This window comes from Aminobacter sp. GW821-FHT11F06 (assembly GCF_058808215.1).
Window position 1 is genome coordinate 42,024 of the sequence record NZ_JBXARL010000007.1, and the last position, 19,967, is coordinate 61,990.

Consider the following 19,967-nt stretch of genomic DNA (forward strand, 5'->3'; position numbering starts at 1 on the left):
CCAGCCGCGTGGCGCCTTACGCACCGTGGCTCACCTGTCTGGCAGCGGCGGTATCAAGGCGAGCAACAGCAAGGCGCAGACCACCAATGCGGCAGCTACAATCGCCAGCGGCAACAGCCCCAGTGTAATGAAGGGTGCGACCGCCGCCGTTCCCGCAGCCGTGGTGCCGAGGATCGCAACGACGACGAGAGCGGCGCCGCGCGCATCGTCGCCATGCGAGGCAACAACGGCGCGATGGAAGCCGGGCGGGCCGCGAAAGCCAAGGCCGAGATTGATCGGCACGAACAGCGCGGTGATGACAAGCGTGCCGGCACCGCCGAAAAGCGCGTAAGCCAGCATCGACAGGCCGCCGACGACGGAAAGGCCGGTACCGAACCAGATCATGCGCTCCGCGCCGAAGCGCCTGGTCAACCTGCCGGCGGCATTGGCTGCGATGATGAAGGTGATGATGCCGGTGACCTGCATAACGATGAAATCACTGAGCGTCGCCCCAAGCGCCGTGACAAAAACTGTCGGCGCGGCAAAGACGATGACCAGCAAGGCACCCAGCGTGAACGCGTGGCTGACCGCATAACGCAGAAACACGGCATCGCGCAGCAGATGGGCATATCCGCCAGCGCGGCGTCCTGTCACGACAGGCGGCAAATGCCGGCCGAGCATCGCAACGGCCAGTGCCAGGACGAAAGCCAGGACGGCGATCACCTTGAACGACGCATTCCAGCCGGCGATGGAGAGCAGCCAGACGCCCGCGACCGGCGCCAGTGCCGGTGTCAGCGACTCGATGCTTCCCAAAAGCCCAAGTTTGCCGACGGCATGCTCGTCGCCGTAAAGCGCGCGGATCATGCCCGGTGCAAACACCGCCGCCGCCGAACCCGCCGCACCTTGCACGAAACGCAAGCCGATCAGCATGTCGAGCGATGTGCTGAGGCCGGCCAATGCCGAGACAAGGCCGTAGGCAACGAGCGAACCGACGAGCAGACGGCGCTGGTCGAAGCGCGCGCCGAGCGAACCGAAGACGAGCAGGCCAAGTGCCGAACCGATGACGAATGCCGCCAGAACGAACTGCGCCTTGGCATGCGTGCCGCCCAGGATCTCGGGCAAGCCGGGCACGGCCGGCAATACGAGGTCGGTGCCGGCTATGCCGAGCACGGTGCTGGTGACGATAAGGGCGAGGGCGATGCCGCCATGGCCGCCGTTTTGGTGGGTGGTCATCTGTTCTGCTCGAGCAATCTTGTGTGCGGGCTATTTGCCGCAGAGGTGCCAGGCGGTCAAGGCAAGCCGTTTGGTCCAAGCTGCGGGATCGGCCGCCGCGTCGCCACGGCGGCCGGATTGGATCAGGCCGGTTTCATCACCCGGGTGCCGAGCCAGTCGAGCGCGAGCATGACCAGCAGCGAGATGCCGACGAGCGGAAACAGGATGCCGCCCACAGCGAGAATGGCGATCAGCCCACGGAAGACGCGCCTGTCGGTGGGCAGCGGCGGCACGCCGAGCGAACCGGTCGGGCGGCGCTTCCACCACATGACGGCAGCCGAAACGGCCAGCAAGACGATCCCCAGGCAGACGGCCAGCAAGACCAGCTGATTGGCAAGGCCGAACTCCTGGCCCATATGCACCGATATCCCCCACTCCAGCCATTTGCCGAGCGGGCCGTAGTCGGCAAAGCCCATGTCGATCAGCGGCTTACCGCTATACTGGTCGAGATGGACGACACGTTGCTGGCTCGCATCGTCGGGATAGACCGAGCCGGTATAAACACCATCCGGGCTCGCCGGGATGTTGACGGCATAGCCGCGATGCAGGCCAAGCTTGTCGAAAGTCGCCACCGCCGCGTCGAGGCCGATCGGCGCCATCGTATGCTCGGCCGTCGATTGCGGCATCTGCGCCTGCTCGAGCGACCACGACGTCTTGGCGACATGGTTCAGATGTTCGTCGGACATCGGCACGGCCACGCGCACACCAGCGGGATAGCCGAAATTGCTGCCATTGGCCCATTCGTTGACCTTCTCGCCCCACACGCCCGACCAGGGCATGCCGGTGATCGCCAGGAAGACGATGAAGAAGCCGACGAAAATGCCCGTCACCGCATGGGTGTCGCGCCAGAACATGCGGTTTTTCGGCTTGCCGCGCACGGTGACGACGCCGCCCGGTCTGTTGCGCGGCCACCAGAGATAAATCCCCGTCGCGACAAGCAGGATCGACCAGCCGCCGGCGAGTTCGATCAGCATACGCGCCGTGTCGCCGAAATATTTGAGGCTGTGCAGATAGCGCACCATCCACATGATGGTGCCCCGGTCGGGCAGCGTCCCCAGCACCTGGCCGCCATAGGGATTCACGTAGACCGCAAGCTTGCCCTCGGTCTCCGTCTTGATGGTGATCTCCACCGATCCTGTCGGTGAAGCCGCGTCGGTGAATTTGACGGCGGTGCCGGGGTGGGCCGCAAGTGCCGCCGCCACCATGACAGAAGGTGCGGCCTCGCCTTGCGAAATCTCGACACGTTTGAGGTTGGAATAGACGACGGCGTCGATCTCGTCCTTGAACAGATAAAGCGCGCCGGTCACGGCAAGGCTGATCATGAAAGGCAGCACCAGCAGGCCGGCATAGAAGTGCCAGCGCCAGACGGCGCGATAAAGATTAGACGGCGAGCGCGCGGCAGTGCCAGCGCGCTCCCGTCCGAGGGTCAGTTCGGACATGGTTTGTCTCCTTAGGCGTGAAATGTCAGGCCGAAGCGCATCGGCCTTGATCGGTTCGACGTCAGATGGAGCGTGCTGGTGGTGCCCTCGCCTCGGCGATCAGGCCACGGAAGCTTGAATGGGCAAGGCCGTCCGGGCTGAAATGCGCCCTGCCCGTTTCGTCCTGAGCGGCAAGGACCAACTCGGCCGGATCGGTCGGCAGAACCGAAGCCACGGCCGAAGCCAGCTGGCATAGCGTGCCGCACGGACAATCGGCGGCCTTGCGCAACGGTTCATGCTCGCCGCCTGCCGGATCGACGGAGACGGCACCTTCGACGGAGCAGATGACATGCAGCGGGTCGCCAGCTGCCGCCGCCATCGCCCCTTGGGCAGTGCCCACCAGAAGGCCCTGCAGCAGAAGCAGGAACGCGATCATGCCGGCGATGGCGCCGGTCGAAAGCTTGTCCCGCAACAAAAGCCGCATGCTCTTCATGGTGGCGCCATGCCACCATTTCGCCGCAAAGTCACTGCGGCACGAGCGCTTTCACCCGTCAGCGCTCGCGCGGCCAATCCAGATGGAGACTGTCAATCACGAAGCCATGGGCATGCCGGCGTCCCCGGCGGTGGTCGCCCACGGCCCAATGCGGATCGTCCTCGGCAAGGTCGTGATGGTGATGCCCCAAAACATCGGGATCGGAAGCCGGCCACAGGGAGATTGCCGCAGCCACCGCTGCTGTGGCGATGCCGGCCATGATGACGAAGGTCTGGGAAAGGCCGACCGTCACACCGAGCCAGCCGGCCAGCGGATAGGTGATCAGCCAGCAGGCGTGGGAAAGCGCGAACTGGGCGGCAAACAATGCCGGCCTGTCTTCCGGGCGCGACGAACGCCTGAGCAGCCGGCCCGCCGGCGTTTGCGCGATCGAATAACCAAGGCCGAGGACAAACCACAGCGGCAGCAGCGAATTGAAGCCTTGCACCAGCGTGCCGCAAACAAGCCCGACCGCCAGCAAGGTGATGCCCGCCAGCATGATCGAGCGGTCCTGGACCCGGTCGAGAATTCTGGGCAGCATGAGTGCCGCCACCATCGACCCGCCGCCATAGGCGGCGAGCGCCATGGCGGTCGACTTCTGCGTCAGGCCGTATTCGCCCTGCACGATGACAACTGTGTTGACGATCACCATCGCGCCCGAGGCTGCGACCGCCATGCTGACCGCCAGCAGGCCCTGCAGCCGCGGCGTCGCGAGATAGATCCGCAAACCCCGCGTGGTCCGCTCAAAGATACCGCGCGGCGCGGACGCGTGTGGGCTCGGCAGCGTCACCGAGACGACAAGAGCGGCAGAGGCCAGGAAACCGACAACCGTGCCGGCAAACAGGTTGTGGAAGTTGATCACCGTCAAAAGGGCGGCCGCCAGAATGGGGCTGACCAGGCTTTCGAGGTCGTAGGCGAGCCGGGACAGCGAAAGCGCGCGGGTATAGTCCTTCTCATCGGGCAAGACGTCGGGAATTGTCGCCTGGAATGCCGGCGTAAACCCGGCGGATGCCGATTGCAGCACAAAGATCAGCACATAGACCTGCCAGACCTCGGTGACAAAAGGCAAAAGCAGCACCACCGCCGCACGCACGAGATCAAGGCAAACCAGCATCAGCCGTCGCGGCAATCGCTCGGCAAAGGCCGCTGCCACAGGTGCCACGATAACAAAGGCGATCATCTTGATCGCCAATGCGGTGCCAAGCACCACACCGGCGTCCGGCCCCGCCAGATCATAGGCCAAAAGCCCGAGCGCCACTGTGGCAAGGCCGGTGCCGATCAATGCGATCAGCTGGGCCGCGAACAAATGGCGATAGGTTCGGTTGGACAGGATCTGAAGCATCGTCAGGCTCGGTAATCTCAGGCGGCCCGAAGGCTGCAACAATTGCTCGACAGCAGGCGACGAGACCGGCGCAGCCGGCAGCGGCGCGCTCACAGATACTTGGTGATTTCCTTGAACTCGTCGATCGACTGCCGCTGCTCGCGCGGCAGCGGCCCGACCGCCTCTTCCAGGCAATGGTCGAGATGATCCTGGATCAGCGTGCGCTTGGCCTGGCCAACGGCTTTTTCCACCGCGTGCAATTGTTGCGCGACGTCGAGGCAAGGCCTGCCCGCCTCGATCATGGCGATGATACCGCGAAGATGGCCCTCCGCCCGCTTCAATCGCTTGAGCGTATCGGGATGGGAGGCGTGCGCATGTTCCGTCATGCCTATATGCTATCCCCCTGGGGGGCATATGGTCAAGGTAGCGTCGGCTACAGGTCGCCGACGTTCTTCTTGCCGCTCAACAGTGCGAAGACCGCCATCGAATGCCCGTGCCCGAGACCGAAATCGTCACCGAGCCATTTGATGACCTGCCCGGCCTTCACGCCGGTCTTGAGCTTTCCCTGTTCGGAAAAGCCCTTTTCGTCGGACAGTTTCAGAAGGTCTTCCGGCCCCTTGCCGGTCTTGCGCTTGATGGTGTCGAGATAGGCTTGAAAGGACATTGCAGCTTCTCCTTTGAAATCTTCAGGCCATTCTTCTGCGGTTGGCCAGCACCCCGCCAAGGATGATCGCGGCGAGCCCGGCAACCGACAGCGCCGTCAGCACGTCGCTGAACAAAACTGCCGCCATCAGCACGCCAAAGCCGGTGCCCCAGCAGCCAAGCTGGCTGAAGAACACCGGGCCGCCGATCTCCTGCAGCCGGAAATTCAGCAGATAAGACAAGGCCGAGGTGCCGATCATGCAGGCGATCCAGAACAGCACCGTGGACCCGGAAAACGTCCACGCCAGCGGTGCTTCGAAGACAGGGGCAAGCACTGCGACAAGCAGGCTCGAGCTCAACAGGATGCCGCAGGAGAAGGCGAGCGCCGACGAGCCCTTGGGCCAAAAGGCCGAGCGGATGATGTTGCCGGCAGCGGCACAGGCCGGGATGGTGATGCCGAGCAGCACCCATACCGTCTGCGAGAAGTCGATCTGTTCCAGCTGCTGCTGCACAAGGGCCGCCATGCCGGCAAGGCCGATCAGGATGCCGGCGAAGCGCCTGAGATACATGCGCTCGATGCCGAGCCCCGCGGCAAAGCTCATCGTCAGAAGCGGCGATAGCGAATAGACGGTCGAGGTATAGGCCGGCCCGACGCGGTCGACGATGTAATAGCCGAGTACCGTGGGCACAGTGAAGCTTATGATGCCGAGCACCAGGTAGAGCACGATATGCCGCCACTCGCGCGGGATGCCCTGCCCCGACGCGGCCAGCAGCGGCAGCAGGATCAGGCCAGCGCCGACATTGGCAACCAGCGCCAACTGGAACGGCTGCATGCCCGCGTTGAGTGCTGCCTTGGAGATCATGATCCTGGCAGCGAAGACGAAACCGCACAGCATCAGCAGGACCAAGGGCGAGCGCGCGACGGCCGAAAGCGGCGATGCAGCCAAATCTTGTTGCGTCATCTCTCACCTCAATATATCTTACCGTTAAGATAAATACGGAATTATCTTAGTGTCAAGACATCTCGATCAGGACGAACAGGGCGAATTTCCAGACGGCATCGATGCGCGGCGCGCGCAATGGGCCAAGGAGATGCCCGATCTCGATACGCGCGGCATGGCGATCCTCGGCCGCGCCCGCTGGATCACGCTGGCCGCCCGCCCGAAGATCGAGGCGATCTTCGCCGCCTATGGGCTCGACAGCGGCGAGGCCGACGTGCTGTTCACGCTTTTGCGTTCCGGGCCGCCCTACCGTCTTCGCCCGACGGAGCTCTACCGCTCGATGATGATTTCGTCCGGCGGCATCACCAACCGAATCAACCGCCTCGCCAAGGCGGGACTGGTCAGGCAGGTCAGTGCCGAAGGCGACGGCCGCAGCCTGCCGGTCGAACTGACCGACGAAGGCCGCAGGCGCGCCCGAGAGGCATTCGAGGCCGACATGGCCGTCGAGGCAGTGATGCTCGAAAGCCTGACCGAAGCCGAGCAGGAGCAACTCACAAAGCTTTTGCGCAAACTGGCGCTATCCCTGGGCAGCGGCAGCGCGCCAGAGTGATTGCCGAATCAGGCATTGCGATGCCGGCCGCCAAATCCAGGGAAACTGAATGAACCGGGAAGACCTCGCCGCGCATTTGCGCCAGCAACAGGCTGCGATGACCTTGTATGCTACAGGCCAGGGTCTCGATCAGCCTTGGGAGATTTCGGCCGGCATGGCCGATCAATCGGCCGGGCGAGCGATTACCGTCGACACGCCGCTGCGAGTGGCCAGCAACACCAAGACCTTCGTTGCCGCCACCGTTCTCCGCTTATGGGAACAAGGGCTGGTCGACCTCGACAGCCCGGTCGCGCCACTCATCGCGCCTGAATTCACCAAACAGCTCTCGTCCGCCGGATACCGCATGGACAAGATCACCGTTCGCCATCTGCTGAACCACAGCGGCGGGCTGTGCGATCACGCCGACGATCCGCGCTACTTCGCCTCCGTGCTGGCTGACCCGATGCGCTTCTGGACGCGCGAGGAGCAGGTGCGTCTCGCGGTGGAATACTCTCCGCCCTCGAGCGAAGCCGGGACCCGGTTCAGCTATTCCGACACCGGCTATATCCTGCTTGGCGACATCATCGAGCGCATCTCGGGCCAAGCCCTCGCCGCCACGGTCCGGCGCGAAATGTCGTTCGACAGGCTTGCCCTGACATCGAGCTGGTGGGAGATCGCGGAGCCTCAGCCCGCGTCGACCGGGCCAAGAGCGCGGCAGTTTCTGGGCGAAATCGATGCCACCGATATCAGCGCGTCGATGGACCTTTATGGCGGCGGCGGACTGGTGATGTCCGCGCGCGACCTCGCCACTTTCTTTGCTGGCCTGTTCGAGGGCCGTGTTTTCGACAGCCCGCAGACGCTTGAGCAAATGCTCTCCAAAGGCACGCATGAGGGCGCAGACAGCTACCGTCTCGGCATAGCGGTGAGCCGGGTCGACGGCGTCGAATGTTATTCGCATCTCGGTTTCTGGGGCACGGCGGCCTACTACTCGCCGGCCTCAGGCACGGCCATCGCCGGCTTCACCACAAACCGCGTCTCGCGCCCCGAGTTGGTTGCGGTCATTGAGAAGCTTCTTGCAACAAAGCTACCCGTTGCCGCTGTCGCCTGAGCAAAGATCATGTAGTTTCGCGAAGTCGGCCGCAGGGCCTGCCCAAGACTGACCACTGGAGCGCAGACATGCCGTCGACCGAGCTGCTGATCGCCTTTTTCGCCACCACCGCGATCTTCGCCTTCATGCCGGGCCCTGCCATGCTTTACGCCGCCGCCCAGACGCTGGCGCGCGGCCGCTGGTCGGGGATGATGGCAGCGCTCGGCATCCATCTCGGCGGCTATGTCCATGTCATCGCCGCCGCAGCCGGTCTGTCGGTGCTTTTCCACGCCGTGCCGCTCGCCTACATGGCCGTCAAATTTGTCGGCGCGGCCTATCTGATCTGGCTTGGCATTGCGCTGTTTCGCGCCAAGGTGCAGGGCAACGGCGATCTCCCGATCATCGAGCCGAAATCCGCCCGCCGCGCCTTTTTCGAAAGCATCACCGTCGAGGTGCTCAATCCCAAAACGGCGATCTTCTTCATGGCCTTCCTGCCGCAATTCATCGACGCATCGGCGGCATTTCCGGTCTGGCTGCAATTCTTCCTGCTAGGCATGATCGTCAATTTGATGTTTTCGAGCGCCGATGTCGTCGGCGTGATGCTCGCCGGCGCAATGATCTCAAGGCTGCGGCGCTCGAGCCGCGCCCAGCGCCTGATGCAGCGCGCCGGCGGTGCCGTGCTCGTCGGCCTTGGCGTCCACGTCGCCCTGCAAAAGAGCTGAACAACAAACCCGCCGCCCGATCGACTGACAAAGCCCTTTCGAAAATGACGCCAGCCGACCACACCATTTCCCTCGCCGATCAGCTCGCCCAGGGTCAGCGCTCATTCAAGGGCCTGCAACTCGCCGCAAGCGATCTCGCGCGGCTTGACCTCAGCGCGTGTGAGTTCGTCGACTGCAATCTGGCCGGATGCGATCTGTCGGCTGCAACGCTCACCGACGCGCGCTGGACAAGCTGCCGCATGGCAGGCGCCAAGCTTACCGCGATCGATGGCGTCGATGCCCAATTCCACAATTGTGACCTCTCCAACACCGACTGGACGCGGTCACGGCTCAACGCCTCGAAGTTCAGCCAAAGCAAACTGACGGGGGCGAATTTCGCCGATTGCACGCTGATCGGCGCCGACTTCCAGGAGTGCCGGCTGGTCAGCGCCTTCCTGCCCGCCGCTTCGTTCCGGCGCAAGTCGCTCAGCAATCTCGATTTCAGCGATGCCGAACTTAGGGGCTGCGATTTCCGCGAGGCGATCTTCGACGGCTGCAGCCTGCGCGGCGCAACCTTGCGCTCCTGCCGTTTTGAAGGTGCCGACCTGCGCGGCTGCGACCTTGGCCCGCTGAAGCTCAACGAGGCGGCGATCCTCAAAGGTGCCGTGATCTCGAAAAGCCAGGCCACCGACCTGTTGCGCAATCTCGGGCTGCAGGTGCTGTAGTCGAAAATGGCCCACAACTGAGCTTGACCGTGTCCGGTTCACGTTGCCAGAATAGATGATGGCATCAGCAGTTCCAGTACCGACCGGTGGCAACAATCCGCGTTTCGAATGGCGCGGAGCGTTCACCAACGACGAAATTAACGCACTACACGCCGAGTGTTTCGAACACCCTTTGTTCAATGACGACTGGTGGGCGCAGGTCAACAAGTTCAGCCTCGGCTGGGTTTGCATGCGAGTCCCAGGCAACCTCGCCGGCTTTGTCAATGTAGCCTGGGACGGCGGCGTCCATGCATTTCTGCTCGATACGATGATCACCTCGTCGTTGAGGCGCCAGGGCCTTGCTGCCGCACTTGTCGAACATGCCGTCAGCCATGCGAAGAGATCGAACTGCGAGTGGCTCCATGTCGACTTCGACCCGCACCTCCGCGACTTCTACTTCGGCGCTTGCAAGTTCGAGCCGACGGATGCAGGCCTCATACGACTGCGATAGTCGGCCTAAATGCGAGACGGCAGCGCGCTCAGAACTCACGCTGCCTCTGCCGCCACGCTTGGTGCATCGAAGAGCGTGCGGCCGATGGTCCGCGCGGCGTCCAGATGGTCGACCGGGCCGTGCGTTTCCGAGTCGAGCAAAAGCTCGGACGTCACCACGGGGGCACCGACATAGTCGAAGATGCCGTGGTCGATCTGCGTCTTCATGGCGCCGAAATAGCCGTGCCGCGCATAGGTTCGGGTCGTTGCGCCGCCGATGGCGACGAGATGAACCTTAAGGTGACGCAGCCTCTTCACCGGCTTGATACCGGGGCCCTCGTCGTAAGCCCAACCATTGGCGAACACGCGGTCGATCCATCCCTTGAGCAGCGCCGGCATCGACCACCAGTAGACGGGATAAACAAGCACAAGCGTATCGGCGCGCTCGATCCTTGCCTGCTCGGCGGCCACATCGGCCGAAGGCGCCACCTCCCGGCGGTGAACGGCGAGGTCGATGGCGGTGTAGCGCGGATCGAAAGCTTCCGCCGAAAGGTCGGCGATTTCGAAGCTGTTGGCCGGATCGGACAGCGACAGGCCCTCGGCGATTTGCGCGGCGATGGCGTGGCTGAGCGACGTTGGATCGGGGTGCGCGACAACGATGAGGGCGTGCATGCCGAAAACTCCTGCTTGGTGGTTGCGGGCAGCTGGCGCAGCTTATATACTTTTTGTAAGCTACTTACAGTAATGTACTTTTGGTATATAGCGATGTCAAGCGCCGAAACGACAGCCCCACGCCCGCGCCGCCGCCTGTTGCGCGAAGATCGCCACCGCCAGCTTCTGGACGTTGCATGGGGCCTGATCAGCGAGGAAGGAACCGAGGCCCTGACGCTGCCACGGCTAGCCGAACAGGCGAGCGTGGCAAAGCCCGTCGTCTACGACCATTTCGCCACGCGGCCGGCGTTGCTCGCAGCACTTTACCAGGAGTTCGACACGCGCCAGACCGCGCTGATGGACGCCGCATTTCAGGCGAGCGAACCGACCTTGGCGAGCAGAGCCACGGTCATTGCATCCTCTTATGTCGACTGCGTGCTTCTCCAGGGCCGCGAGATACCCGGTGTGATCGCAGCCCTTGCCGGCTCGCCCGAACTGGCAAAGCTCAAGCACGACTACGAAGCGATCTTCATGGAGAAATGCCGGACCCTGCTTGCCCCGTTCGCCAAGGACGGCGCCATCACAACGGCCGGACTTCGAGCGATGCTCGGCGCCGCCGAAGCCCTGTCATTCGCCGCCGCGAGCGGAGACATCACGCCCGTGCAGGCCAAGGACGAACTGTTCGAAACGATCCTGGCCATGGTTGCGAGAAGCCCCGGCCATGCCAAGGAAGCCCCATAGCCACGCGAGCATCCAGCAAGGTCGGCGAAACCCAGTTCCAGATCGACGACCAGTCTTATCCGAACGACGTGCTGCGATACACTCTGGCTTAGCATTCCCGTTGCCAGATGGCGGAATTGACGGCCTTCGGCATTGCCTTTGTCGGCGCTTGCCTTGCGAACGGAGCATTGTTACCGTCCTCCAATTCCCGGGGACGTTCCAGCATTCGATAGTTCAGCCCGGCGTTGCCTTTTCCAACGCGACTTGCTCGACAAGCTCGACACGACGAAAAGCAAGCCCAGGAGGGGAATTCACGCCAACCAGACTTTGCAGTTTTGGCCAAACTGTCCGGCTCAACGCCCCCGGTTTCTGATCTCAGCGCAACCGCACGTGCAGCAATGGTTTTCCACCAAGCACAACAAAGGAGAAGCGCATGTACACGAAGACAGTAGTGGGTATGGCACTGGCTTTTTCCGCCTTGGCTGCCACGGCCTTTGCCCAGGAGCCAAAAAAATTCGGGACCGAGGCCGGCTGGGACATCTTTATCAAGTCGGACATGGGCCCCGGCTGTGTGATCACTAAGAAACTCAACAATGATGCGCAGTTCCAGATGGGCATCGACGCGACCGCCTCGAAACGTGGCTACATGGCGCTCTATACCAAGGCCGATGCCAAGGTCGGCGCCGGAGACGAAGTCGCAGTGATATTCGACGTCGACGGAGAGAAGTTCAGCGGGGAGGCCACCGGCCAGCAGATAGATGGGATGAAAGGGGCATTTGTCTGGGTCAACAATCCCGAGTTCATCTACGATCTCGCCAAGAAAAAGAGCCTGACGATCGCCCCGGCGGGACGTGAAGCAATCGTGCTGCCCCTCACCGGCACCGACGCCGCCTTCAAGTCCCTGCGCGCCTGCCAGGAGGCTCAGTAGCGCATCAGTTGCCAGTCGACATATGCGGTTGAATGACCAGGAGGTGGAGCCGACGCTCCGCCTCCTGTTTGCGCTGTGAGAACTTCGGCCAAAGGAACGCGGCAATTTGCGATTGCCGCGTGTGTTGGCGGCGCCGTGGGCGCGCCGGTTTCAGCTTGCACGCGCCAACGCCACGGCGTCCGGTCCTGCCGGAAAGCGGAGCTGTCCGGATACGTCGTTCGCAGCCTGCCAAACGGCTTCGGCCACGTCGGTTTCTTTCGTCACCATCGCCGGTGTCGCGAATTCGGCAAAAATTGGCCGCGCGAACGAAGCATACGCGTCAGGAATCAGGTCTTCGACGCGCAGTTCGGTATTGTGCGCAAAGCGCGTGCTTGGGGCATAGCCAGGCTCGACAAGCTTCACCTGGACATCGAAAGCGCCGAGTTCATGCGCCAGCGATCCGGTGAAACCTTCGATCGCCGTCTTGCTTGCGGTGTAGGCGGCGGCGAGCGGCATCGGGGCAAGCGTTACGCTGGAAGTCACGTTGACGACGACGCCCGACCGGCGCGCGCGGAACTGCGGGATCACAGCCTGGGTCATCGCCATCACGCCGAAGGTGTTGGTCTCGAACAGCTTGCGCACATGCTCCATCGTCATGGCCTCGAATGCGCCGACGAGGCCGATGCCGGCATTGTTGACGAGCACGTCGATAGGCCCACTGGCAACGAGCGCTGCGGCAATGCTCTCGTCGTCGGTCACGTCGAGCGGCAGCACGCGCATCCGTTCCGATCGAGGCAGGAGGTCCTCGCGCGGGGTTCGCATGGTGGCAACGACGTTCCAACCCTGGGAATGGAAGTGGCGGGCGGTCTCGAGGCCATAGCCTGACGAGCAGCCGGTGATCAGTACGGTTTTCATGAACGGGTCCTCATTTGTTGTTGACGCCGTGAAAATACAGTCCAAAATCAGGACTATCATCAATCTAAAGTCCTAATTTTGTTTGCAGCAGCCCTGAAATGACCGACCCGCTCGCCCAGATCATCGAACTGCTCCGGCCGCGCGCGGTCTTCTCCAAGGGGATCAGTGGCGCCGGGCGCTGGGGCGTTCGCTATTCCGAATTCGGCCAGCCCGGCTTCTGCGCGGTCATCGAAGGTGCTTGTCGCCTCGCCGCCGATGGGGAGGCGCCGGTCACGCTCGAGCGGGGCGATTTCGTTCTGTTGCCGGCAACCCCTGCCTTCACCATGTCCGGCTTCGAACCGGTGACGCCTGGGCGCATCGATCCCAAGTTGACGCCGGCGCCCTCGGAGGAGGTTCGCCACGGCCGTCCGGACGGGCCAGCCGATGTCCGCCTGCTCGGTGGCTATTTCGTTTTCGATTCTCCCGATGCGGCATTGCTGGTGTCGCTTCTGCCGGCAATGGTTCACGTGCGCGGCATCCAGCGGCTTTCCACGCTGGTGCGCCTCGTCGGCGAGGAGGCGAGCCAGCAGAATGTTGGCCGCGATCTTGTGCTGGCGCGTTTCGTCGAGATCCTGCTGATCGAGGCTTTGCGGGCAACGCAGCCCAAAGGATCGCCGCCCGGCCTTTTGCGGGGTCTCGCCGATGCGAGGGTTTCTGGCGCGATACGGCAGATACACGGTGACCCAAGGCGAGCGTGGACGGTGGCCGAGCTTGCCGGCGCGGCCGGCTTGTCCCGCTCGGCCTTCTTCGACCGCTTCACGCGCACCGTCGGGCTGCGGCCGATGGAATACCTGCTCGGTTGGCGCATGGCACTTGCCAAGAACCTGCTTGGCGGCAAGGAGATCGCGCTCGACGAGGTCGCGCGGCAGGTCGGCTACGGTTCGGCGAGCACCTTCAGCACCGCGTTCAGCCGCCATGTCGGGCAATCGCCGGGCCGCTACGCCCGCGACGACCGGGCATGACGAAGGAAAAAGCTGAGCTGACGCAGCGCTGCGCGCTCAGCCCTGCCCTTGTCTAGTGCGGGAAATCGAGGCCCATTTCGCGGTAGCGCTCGGGGTCGTCGCCCCAGTTCTCGCGCACCTTGACGAACAGGAACAGGTGCACCTTCTGTTCCAGAATGCCGCCGATTTCCATGCGTGAGGCCTGGCCGATGGCGCGGATGGTCTCGCCCTTGTGGCCGAGCACGATCTTCTTTTGGCTGTCGCGCTCGACGTAGATGACCTGCTGGATGCGCACCGAGCCGTTGGGCATCTCTTCCCATTTCTCGGTCTCGACATGCGACGAGTAGGGCAGTTCCTGGTGCAGCCTGAGATACAGCTTTTCGCGCGTGATCTCGGCGGCGAGCTGGCGCATCGGCAGATCGGAGATCTGATCCTCGGGGTAGTACCAGGGACCTTCGGGCAGGCGCTTGGCCAGGAAGTCGAGCAGGTCCTTGCAGCCAGAGCCGGTCAGCGCCGACACCATGAAAGTGCGTTCGAAATCGACAGCCTCGTTGGCGGTCGCAGTCAGCTTCAGCAGCTTTTCGGGATCGACCCGGTCGACCTTGTTGAGGATCAGGATCTTGGGCTGGCGCACGTCCTTGAGACGTTCGAGGATGGCGGCGGCATCACCCTTGATGCCGCGCTCGGCGTCGATCAGCACCAAGATCAGGTCGGCGTCCTTTGCCCCGCCCCAGGCGGTGGTCACCATCGCCGTATCGAGACGCCGCTTCGGCTTGAAGATGCCGGGCGTGTCGATGAATACGATCTGGGCGTTGTCGTGGGTGGCGATGCCGCGCACGATGGCGCGCGTCGTCTGCACCTTGTGGGTGACGATCGACACTTTGGCGCCGACAAGCTGGTTGACCAGCGTCGACTTGCCGGCGTTCGGCGCGCCGATCAGCGCGACGAAGCCCGAACGGGTGGCACCCGTTTCAGGCGTTGCGGTCTCAGGGGCATCGGTCACGATGCGGTCTCCTCATGCTTCCATACGCCCTCACGCACCAAAAGGGCGGAGGCTGCGTTCTGCTCGGCCTCGCGCTTGGAGCGACCGGTGCCGGTGGCGGGCAAAAATTTGCCGACCCGCACGCTCACCGAAAAGACGGGGTCGTGGTCAGGGCCGGTGCGGCTTTCAATCTGGTAGGCAGGCACTGCTGTCGACGCCTGATGCGCCCATTCCTGCAACTCGGTCTTGGGGTCGCGGCGTGCGGCACCCGCAGCCTCGGCGCGCGGCTTCCAGTATTTATGGATGAAGCGCTTGGCCGCATCCAGCCCGCCGTCGAGATAAATGACCGCGATCAGCGATTCCAGCGCGTCGGCGCGCAGGTTGACGCGCTTGCGATCGGCAAGATTGCGCACTTCGGAGCCCGCGCGGATCAGATCGGCGAGGCCGATCTCGTCGGCGATCTGGGCAAGTGCCTCGGCATTGACCAGCGCGTTGAGCCGGACCGAAAGCTCGCCTTCGGGCGCTTCGGGAAAATCGGCAAGCAGCATGTCGGCGACAGCAAGCCCAAGCACCCGGTCGCCCAGGAACTCGAAACGCTCATAGTCGACGCCTGCGTTCGCGCTGCGCGCGCTGCCATGCGTCAGCGCCCGCTGCAGGCGCTGATGGTCGCGGAAGATATGGCCGGTGCGCAGTTGCAGCGCATCGGCGAGTTCCGTGGCGGTGAGCCTTTTGCCTGCCATGCCTATCGGACGAAGTTGAACAGGCGCGAGCCGCGCATCTCGGTCGGCCACTTCCAGATTTCCAGCGGGCTTGCGCCGTTGGCGATCGAGAAGAAGATGATGTTGGCGCGCCCGACAAGGTTCTCGGCCGGCACGAAACCCACGTTGAAGCGGCTGTCGGTCGAGTTGTCGCGGTTGTCGCCCATCATGAAGAAATGGCCTTCGGGCACGAGGAACTCACGCGTGTTGTCACCGATCGAGTCCGGCGTCAGGTCCAGCGTGTCGTAGGAAACACCGTTCGGCAGGGTCTCGCGATAAACGTCGACCGGGCGGTTGACCTCGGTGATGTCGGGGTTGTCGATCTGGCCGACTTTTTCGCGCGGCACGGCGGTACCGTTGATGTAGAGCTGGCCTTCCTTCATCTGGATGCGGTCGCCGGGCAGGCCGACGACGCGCTTGATGTAGTCGAGCGAAGGATTGGGCGGGAACTTGAAGACAACGACGTCGCCGCGCTCGGGGTCGGAGCCGAAGATACGGCCCGAAAACAGGTTGGGCGACAAAGGCAGCGAATAGCGCGAAAAGCCATAGGCCCATTTGGTGACGAACAGATAGTCGCCCTCAAGCAGCGTCGGGCGCATCGAGCCCGATGGGATCGAGAACGGTTGGAACAGCAGCGTCCTGATCACCAAGGCGAGCAACAGCGCCTGGACGATGACGCTCACGGTTTCGCCAAGCCCGCCGGACTTCTTCTGTTTTTCAGCCACGCTCATGTCGTCCTCGATTGTAGGTCGCGATGGGTATAAGGGCTCGCCGCCGCCGGGGCAATGTCTCAGCCGCCGCCAAAACCCTAAGATAGTGGCGGTTGTTCGACGGGCACCGCCTCGATGATCACAAAGGCTTGTGCCAGCGGAAAATCGTCGGTGATTGTCAGGTGAAGCACCGCGCGATGGCCTTCAGGCAACATCTCGCCGATGCGCCGCGCGGCCCCGCCGGTCAGTTCCATGGTCGGCCTGCCGCCCGGCATGTTGACCACACCCATGTCGCGCCAGAACACACCTTCGGCAATGCCGCAGCCGAGCGCCTTTGAGCAGGCCTCCTTGGCGGCGAACCGCTTGGCATAAGAGGCAATGCGCCCGCGACGCCCCTCGGCGCGCTCCTGCTCGACCTCGGTGAAGATGCGCTGGATGAAGCGCTCGCCGTGGCGGGCGATCGATTTTTCGATCCGCCTTATGTCGATCAGGTCGCTGCCGATGCCGAGGATCATGGGTGCAACCTCCGCCCCTCGTCCCGATCAAGATGCATATGAATTTCACTGGAGAGGCACGACGTGGACGCCCCCCTCTCCCCGTTCTTCACGGGGAGAGGGTAAGGGTGAGGGGCAATCTGGTGACGTTTGCGCCGCCCCTCATCTGCCTGCCGGCATCTTCTCCCCGTGACGGACGGGGAGAAGACGGCCGTCCGCAGCGTCGCGCCCCATTCGGCACCGATGAAAAAGTGTTCTGCCGCCATCAGGCTCACCGCCGCCCGCCTCAGATGTTCCGGCTGCCCGGCTTGATCGCCGGGATCGCCGCCAGTTCCGGCGGCAGCTTGTCGGCCGGATAGGCGGGCACCTCGTATTCGGCGAGCGCGATCAAAGGCACGCCGACATCGGACTTGCCGGCCGAACGGTCGATGATGCAGGCGGCAGCCACAACCTCGGCGCCGAGTTCGCGCAGGCACGCGATGGTCTCGCGGATCGACAGACCTGTGGTGACGATGTCCTCGACGATGACGACGCGAGCACCCTTTTCGATCTCGAAACGGCGCAACCGGAAAGTGCCCTGCTCGCGCTCGACCCAGATGGCCGGCACTTTGAGATGCCTTGACGTTTCGTAGGCCGGGATCAGTCCACCGATCGCGGGCCCGACGACATAGTCGATGTCGCCCTTCACGTCAGTGCGGATCTTTTCGGCCAGCGCCTTGCACAGCGTCTCGGTCTTGTCGGCATGCATGAACACGCGTGCCTTTTGCAAAAACACCGGGCTGCGCAGGCCCGAGGTCAGGATGAAATGCCCTTCCAGCACCGCACCCGCCGAACGGAAAATGTCCAGAACTTCGCTCGTCTGCATCTTAGTCCTTCCTGTCGTCAGCCCAGCGCCCTCGCCTCACCCGTTGACGCGGCGGGCATCGCTGACGCTGGAGTTGTCCTTGAGCTGGGAGATCAGCCGGTTCAAGTGCTTCAAATCCCAGACTTCGAGATCGAGCAGCATTTCAGTGAAATCGGGCGCTGTGCGTATCATCGACAGCGTATGGATGTTGGCGTCGTTGGCAGCCACCACCTGGGCGATGTCGGCGAGCGAGCCCGGCGCGTTGATCGCCGTCACCGAAAGCCGCGCCGGAAAGCGCTCCTTCGAGCCCTCGTCGAGGTCCCAACGCACGTCGATCCAGCGCTCCGGCTGGTCATCGAAGGCCATCAGCGACGGCGACTGGATCGGATAGATGGTGATGCCCGAGCCCGGTTGCATGATGCCGACGATGCGGTCGCCGGGCACGGCCCCTTCGGGTGCGAAGCGCACCGGCAGGTCGCCGCCGACACCACGGATCGGCACGGCAGCCCCTTGCGCCTTGCTTTCCTTGCGTTGCGCCGACGAACGGCCGGGGATCTGGAACAGCATGCCGGCGGCATTGCGGATCTTCGACCAGCCTTCCTCGCGCGGCTTCGGCGGGTGGGTGACACGCTCTTCCTTGTAGTCGGGAAAGACTGCGCGGACGACGTCATTGGACGCCAACTCGCCGCGGCCGACGGACGCCAGCACATCTTCGATGTCCTTGCGCGCCAGCCGGTGCAGCACCGACTTCAGGCTGTCCTTGGAGAATTTCTTGCCGGCACGCTCGAAGGTGCGTTCGAGGATGCGGGTACCCAGCCCCGAATACTGCTTGCGGATGGCGTTCTTGGTCGCCCTGCGGATCGCCGAACGCGCCTTGCCGGTGACCACGATCGATTCCCACGCCGCCGGCGGCACCTGGGCCTTGGAGCGGATGATCTCGACCTCGTCGCCGTTCTTGAGCTCGGTGACCAGCGGCATCACCCGGCCATTGACCTTGGCGCCGACGCAGGTGTCGCCGACATCGGTATGCACCGCATAGGCAAAATCGATCGGCGTAGCCCCGCGCGGCAGCGCGATCAGCATGCCCTTGGGGGTGAAGCAGAAGACCTGGTCCTGGAACAGCTCGAGCTTGGTGTTTTCGAGGAAATCCTCGGAGTCGCCATCGGCGAGCTGCTCGATCGTCCGCCTGAGCCAGGCATAGGCGTTGGTTTCCTTGGAGATTGAGTGGGCAGCGCCGTTGGTCTTGGTGACGTTGTCCTTGTAGATCGAGTGCGCGGCAACGCCATATTCGGCGATCTTGTTCATCTCGCGGGTGCGGATCTGCAGCTCGATGCGCTGGCGCGAGGGGCCTACGATGGTGGTGTGGATCGAGCGGTAATCGTTCTGCTTGGGCGTCGAGATGTAATCCTTGAAGCGCCCCGGCACCATCGACCAGGTGGTGTGGATCGCGCCCAGCGCGCGATAACAATCGGCGACGGAGTCAACAACGACGCGGAAGCCGAAAATGTCCGACAGCTGCTCGAAAGACAGCGCCTTGGTCTCCATCTTGCGGAACACCGACCATGGCTTCTTCTGCCGGCTCGTCACATCCGCCTTGATGTCATATTTCTCAAACTGCGCCGACAGCGCCTTTTCGATGTCGACAAGCACGCCCTTGCTGCGCTCGGACATTTCGGCGAGCCGTTCGGTGACGGTGCGGTAGGCCTCGGGATTGATGTAGCGGAAAGCGAGTTCTTCGAGCTCCTCGCGCATGCCCTGCATACCCATGCGGCCGGCCAGCGGCGCATAGATGTCCATCGTCTCTTCGGCGATGCGCAGGCGCTTGCCTTCCGGCACATGGTGCAGCGTGCGCATGTTGTGCAAACGGTCAGCGAGCTTGACCAAAAGCACGCGCACGTCTTCGGAGATCGCCAGCAAAAGCTTGCGCAAATTCTCCGCCTGCTCGGCCTTCTTGGAGACGAGGTCGAGCTTCTTGAGCTTGGTCAGCCCCTCGACCAGCTTGCCGATGTCGGGGCCGAACAGCTCGTCGATCTCGTCGCGGGTCGCGCTCGTGTCTTCGATCGTGTCATGCAGCAGGGCGACCGCGATCGTCGCCTCGTCGAGATGCATGTCGGTGAGGATCGCCGCCACTTCGAGCGGGTGCGAAAAATACGGATCGCCCGACGCACGCTTCTGATGGCCATGCTTTTGCATGGCGTAGACATAGGCCTTGTTGAGCAGCGCCTCGTTGACGTCAGGCTTGTAGCGCTGGACGCGCTCGACAAGCTCATACTGACGCATCATGGGCAGCTTCCTGGAACTCGAAATGAATCATGCGCCGCAAGGGCTTGCGAC

General features: G+C 63.2%; 23 protein-coding genes. 8 read left to right on the forward strand and 15 right to left on the reverse strand.

Annotation, left to right across the window (positions count from 1 at the left end; genetic code table 11):
* Positions 1–30 precede the first annotated feature (30 nt).
* From AC1RTB_RS17555 to AC1RTB_RS17585, 7 genes are all read right to left on the reverse strand, one after another.
* Positions 31–1,212, reverse strand: coding sequence for an MFS transporter (locus AC1RTB_RS17555; protein ID WP_492880256.1), 1,182 nt, complete (start codon positions 1,210–1,212; stop codon positions 31–33).
* A gap of 122 nt (positions 1,213–1,334) precedes the next feature.
* Complete coding sequence (locus tag AC1RTB_RS17560) at positions 1,335–2,690, reverse strand: PepSY-associated TM helix domain-containing protein (protein WP_492880255.1); 1,356 nt, start codon at positions 2,688–2,690, stop codon at positions 1,335–1,337.
* Between the two features lie 61 nt (positions 2,691–2,751).
* Entirely contained in the window at positions 2,752–3,162 is a 411-nt protein-coding gene (locus tag AC1RTB_RS17565) for a DUF2946 family protein (RefSeq protein WP_492880254.1), read from the reverse strand.
* A 58-nt stretch (positions 3,163–3,220) separates the two neighbouring features.
* Positions 3,221–4,540, reverse strand: a complete 1,320-nt coding sequence (locus AC1RTB_RS17570) for an MFS transporter (protein WP_492880320.1) — start codon at positions 4,538–4,540, stop codon at positions 3,221–3,223.
* A gap of 89 nt (positions 4,541–4,629) precedes the next feature.
* Positions 4,630–4,905: a metal-sensing transcriptional repressor gene (locus AC1RTB_RS17575; protein ID WP_492880253.1), complete on the reverse strand. Its 276-nt coding sequence runs from the start codon at positions 4,903–4,905 to the stop codon at positions 4,630–4,632.
* A 47-nt stretch (positions 4,906–4,952) separates the two neighbouring features.
* Complete coding sequence (locus AC1RTB_RS17580; RefSeq protein WP_492880252.1) at positions 4,953–5,183, reverse strand: DUF4287 domain-containing protein; 231 nt, start codon at positions 5,181–5,183, stop codon at positions 4,953–4,955.
* Between the two features lie 22 nt (positions 5,184–5,205).
* Positions 5,206–6,123, reverse strand: coding sequence for a DMT family transporter (locus AC1RTB_RS17585; protein ID WP_492880251.1), 918 nt, complete (start codon positions 6,121–6,123; stop codon positions 5,206–5,208).
* A gap of 49 nt (positions 6,124–6,172) precedes the next feature.
* On the opposite strand from AC1RTB_RS17585, the gene AC1RTB_RS17590 reads away from it, so the two are divergent.
* The 5 genes from AC1RTB_RS17590 (at position 6,173) to AC1RTB_RS17610 (ending at position 9,694) form a co-directional block, all read left to right on the forward strand.
* On the forward strand, positions 6,173–6,712 hold the full coding sequence (locus AC1RTB_RS17590) for a MarR family winged helix-turn-helix transcriptional regulator (protein ID WP_492880250.1): 540 nt from the start codon (positions 6,173–6,175) through the stop codon (positions 6,710–6,712).
* 49 nt (positions 6,713–6,761) lie between these two features.
* Positions 6,762–7,799, forward strand: a complete 1,038-nt coding sequence (locus tag AC1RTB_RS17595) for a serine hydrolase domain-containing protein (protein ID WP_492880249.1) — start codon at positions 6,762–6,764, stop codon at positions 7,797–7,799.
* Between the two features lie 68 nt (positions 7,800–7,867).
* Positions 7,868–8,500, forward strand: a complete 633-nt coding sequence (locus AC1RTB_RS17600; RefSeq protein ID WP_492880248.1) for a LysE family translocator — start codon at positions 7,868–7,870, stop codon at positions 8,498–8,500.
* A 44-nt stretch (positions 8,501–8,544) separates the two neighbouring features.
* Positions 8,545–9,204, forward strand: a complete 660-nt coding sequence (locus AC1RTB_RS17605) for a pentapeptide repeat-containing protein (protein ID WP_492880247.1) — start codon at positions 8,545–8,547, stop codon at positions 9,202–9,204.
* Between the two features lie 58 nt (positions 9,205–9,262).
* Entirely contained in the window at positions 9,263–9,694 is a 432-nt protein-coding gene (locus AC1RTB_RS17610) for a GNAT family N-acetyltransferase (protein ID WP_492880246.1), read from the forward strand.
* A 35-nt stretch (positions 9,695–9,729) separates the two neighbouring features.
* Here the strand turns inward: AC1RTB_RS17610 and AC1RTB_RS17615 are convergent, their stop codons facing one another.
* The gene (locus AC1RTB_RS17615) at positions 9,730–10,344 is read right to left on the reverse strand and encodes an NAD(P)H-dependent oxidoreductase (protein ID WP_492880245.1); all 615 of its coding nucleotides are present in this window, start codon (positions 10,342–10,344) and stop codon (positions 9,730–9,732) included.
* Between the two features lie 93 nt (positions 10,345–10,437).
* On the opposite strand from AC1RTB_RS17615, the gene AC1RTB_RS17620 reads away from it, so the two are divergent.
* A complete protein-coding gene (locus AC1RTB_RS17620) occupies positions 10,438–11,064 on the forward strand; it encodes a TetR/AcrR family transcriptional regulator (RefSeq protein ID WP_492880244.1) in 627 nt (208 codons plus the stop codon).
* Between the two features lie 412 nt (positions 11,065–11,476).
* Positions 11,477–11,971 (forward strand): hypothetical protein, encoded by a 495-nt coding sequence (locus AC1RTB_RS17625; RefSeq protein ID WP_492880243.1) that lies wholly within the window; start codon positions 11,477–11,479, stop codon positions 11,969–11,971.
* Between the two features lie 150 nt (positions 11,972–12,121).
* Here AC1RTB_RS17625 and AC1RTB_RS17630 read toward each other — a convergent pair whose 3' ends face one another.
* Positions 12,122–12,865, reverse strand: a complete 744-nt coding sequence (locus AC1RTB_RS17630; RefSeq protein WP_492880242.1) for an SDR family oxidoreductase — start codon at positions 12,863–12,865, stop codon at positions 12,122–12,124.
* A 98-nt stretch (positions 12,866–12,963) separates the two neighbouring features.
* Here AC1RTB_RS17630 and AC1RTB_RS17635 point away from each other — a divergent pair, with 98 nt between their 5' ends.
* On the forward strand, positions 12,964–13,866 hold the full coding sequence (locus AC1RTB_RS17635; RefSeq protein WP_492880241.1) for an AraC family transcriptional regulator: 903 nt from the start codon (positions 12,964–12,966) through the stop codon (positions 13,864–13,866).
* A 52-nt stretch (positions 13,867–13,918) separates the two neighbouring features.
* Here the strand turns inward: AC1RTB_RS17635 and era are convergent, their stop codons facing one another.
* The 6 genes from era to AC1RTB_RS17665 form a co-directional block, all read right to left on the reverse strand.
* Positions 13,919–14,848, reverse strand: coding sequence for a GTPase Era (gene era, locus AC1RTB_RS17640; RefSeq protein ID WP_492880240.1), 930 nt, complete (start codon positions 14,846–14,848; stop codon positions 13,919–13,921).
* A complete protein-coding gene (gene rnc, locus AC1RTB_RS17645; RefSeq protein ID WP_492880239.1) occupies positions 14,845–15,567 on the reverse strand; it encodes a ribonuclease III in 723 nt (240 codons plus the stop codon). The genes era and rnc overlap by 4 nt, the downstream gene beginning before the upstream one ends.
* Before the next feature lie 2 nt (positions 15,568–15,569).
* Positions 15,570–16,316 carry a signal peptidase I gene (gene lepB / locus AC1RTB_RS17650; RefSeq protein ID WP_476798864.1) on the reverse strand — a complete coding sequence of 249 codons (747 nt, stop codon included), beginning with the start codon at positions 16,314–16,316 and terminating at the stop codon, positions 15,570–15,572.
* Between the two features lie 77 nt (positions 16,317–16,393).
* The gene (gene acpS, locus AC1RTB_RS17655; protein WP_492880238.1) at positions 16,394–16,810 is read right to left on the reverse strand and encodes a holo-ACP synthase; all 417 of its coding nucleotides are present in this window, start codon (positions 16,808–16,810) and stop codon (positions 16,394–16,396) included.
* A 265-nt stretch (positions 16,811–17,075) separates the two neighbouring features.
* Positions 17,076–17,654 carry an orotate phosphoribosyltransferase gene (pyrE, locus tag AC1RTB_RS17660; RefSeq protein ID WP_492880237.1) on the reverse strand — a complete coding sequence of 193 codons (579 nt, stop codon included), beginning with the start codon at positions 17,652–17,654 and terminating at the stop codon, positions 17,076–17,078.
* Positions 17,655–17,690: 36 nt separating this feature from the next.
* Positions 17,691–19,916 (reverse strand): RelA/SpoT family protein, encoded by a 2,226-nt coding sequence (locus AC1RTB_RS17665; RefSeq protein WP_492880236.1) that lies wholly within the window; start codon positions 19,914–19,916, stop codon positions 17,691–17,693.
* Positions 19,917–19,967: the final 51 nt, after the last annotated feature.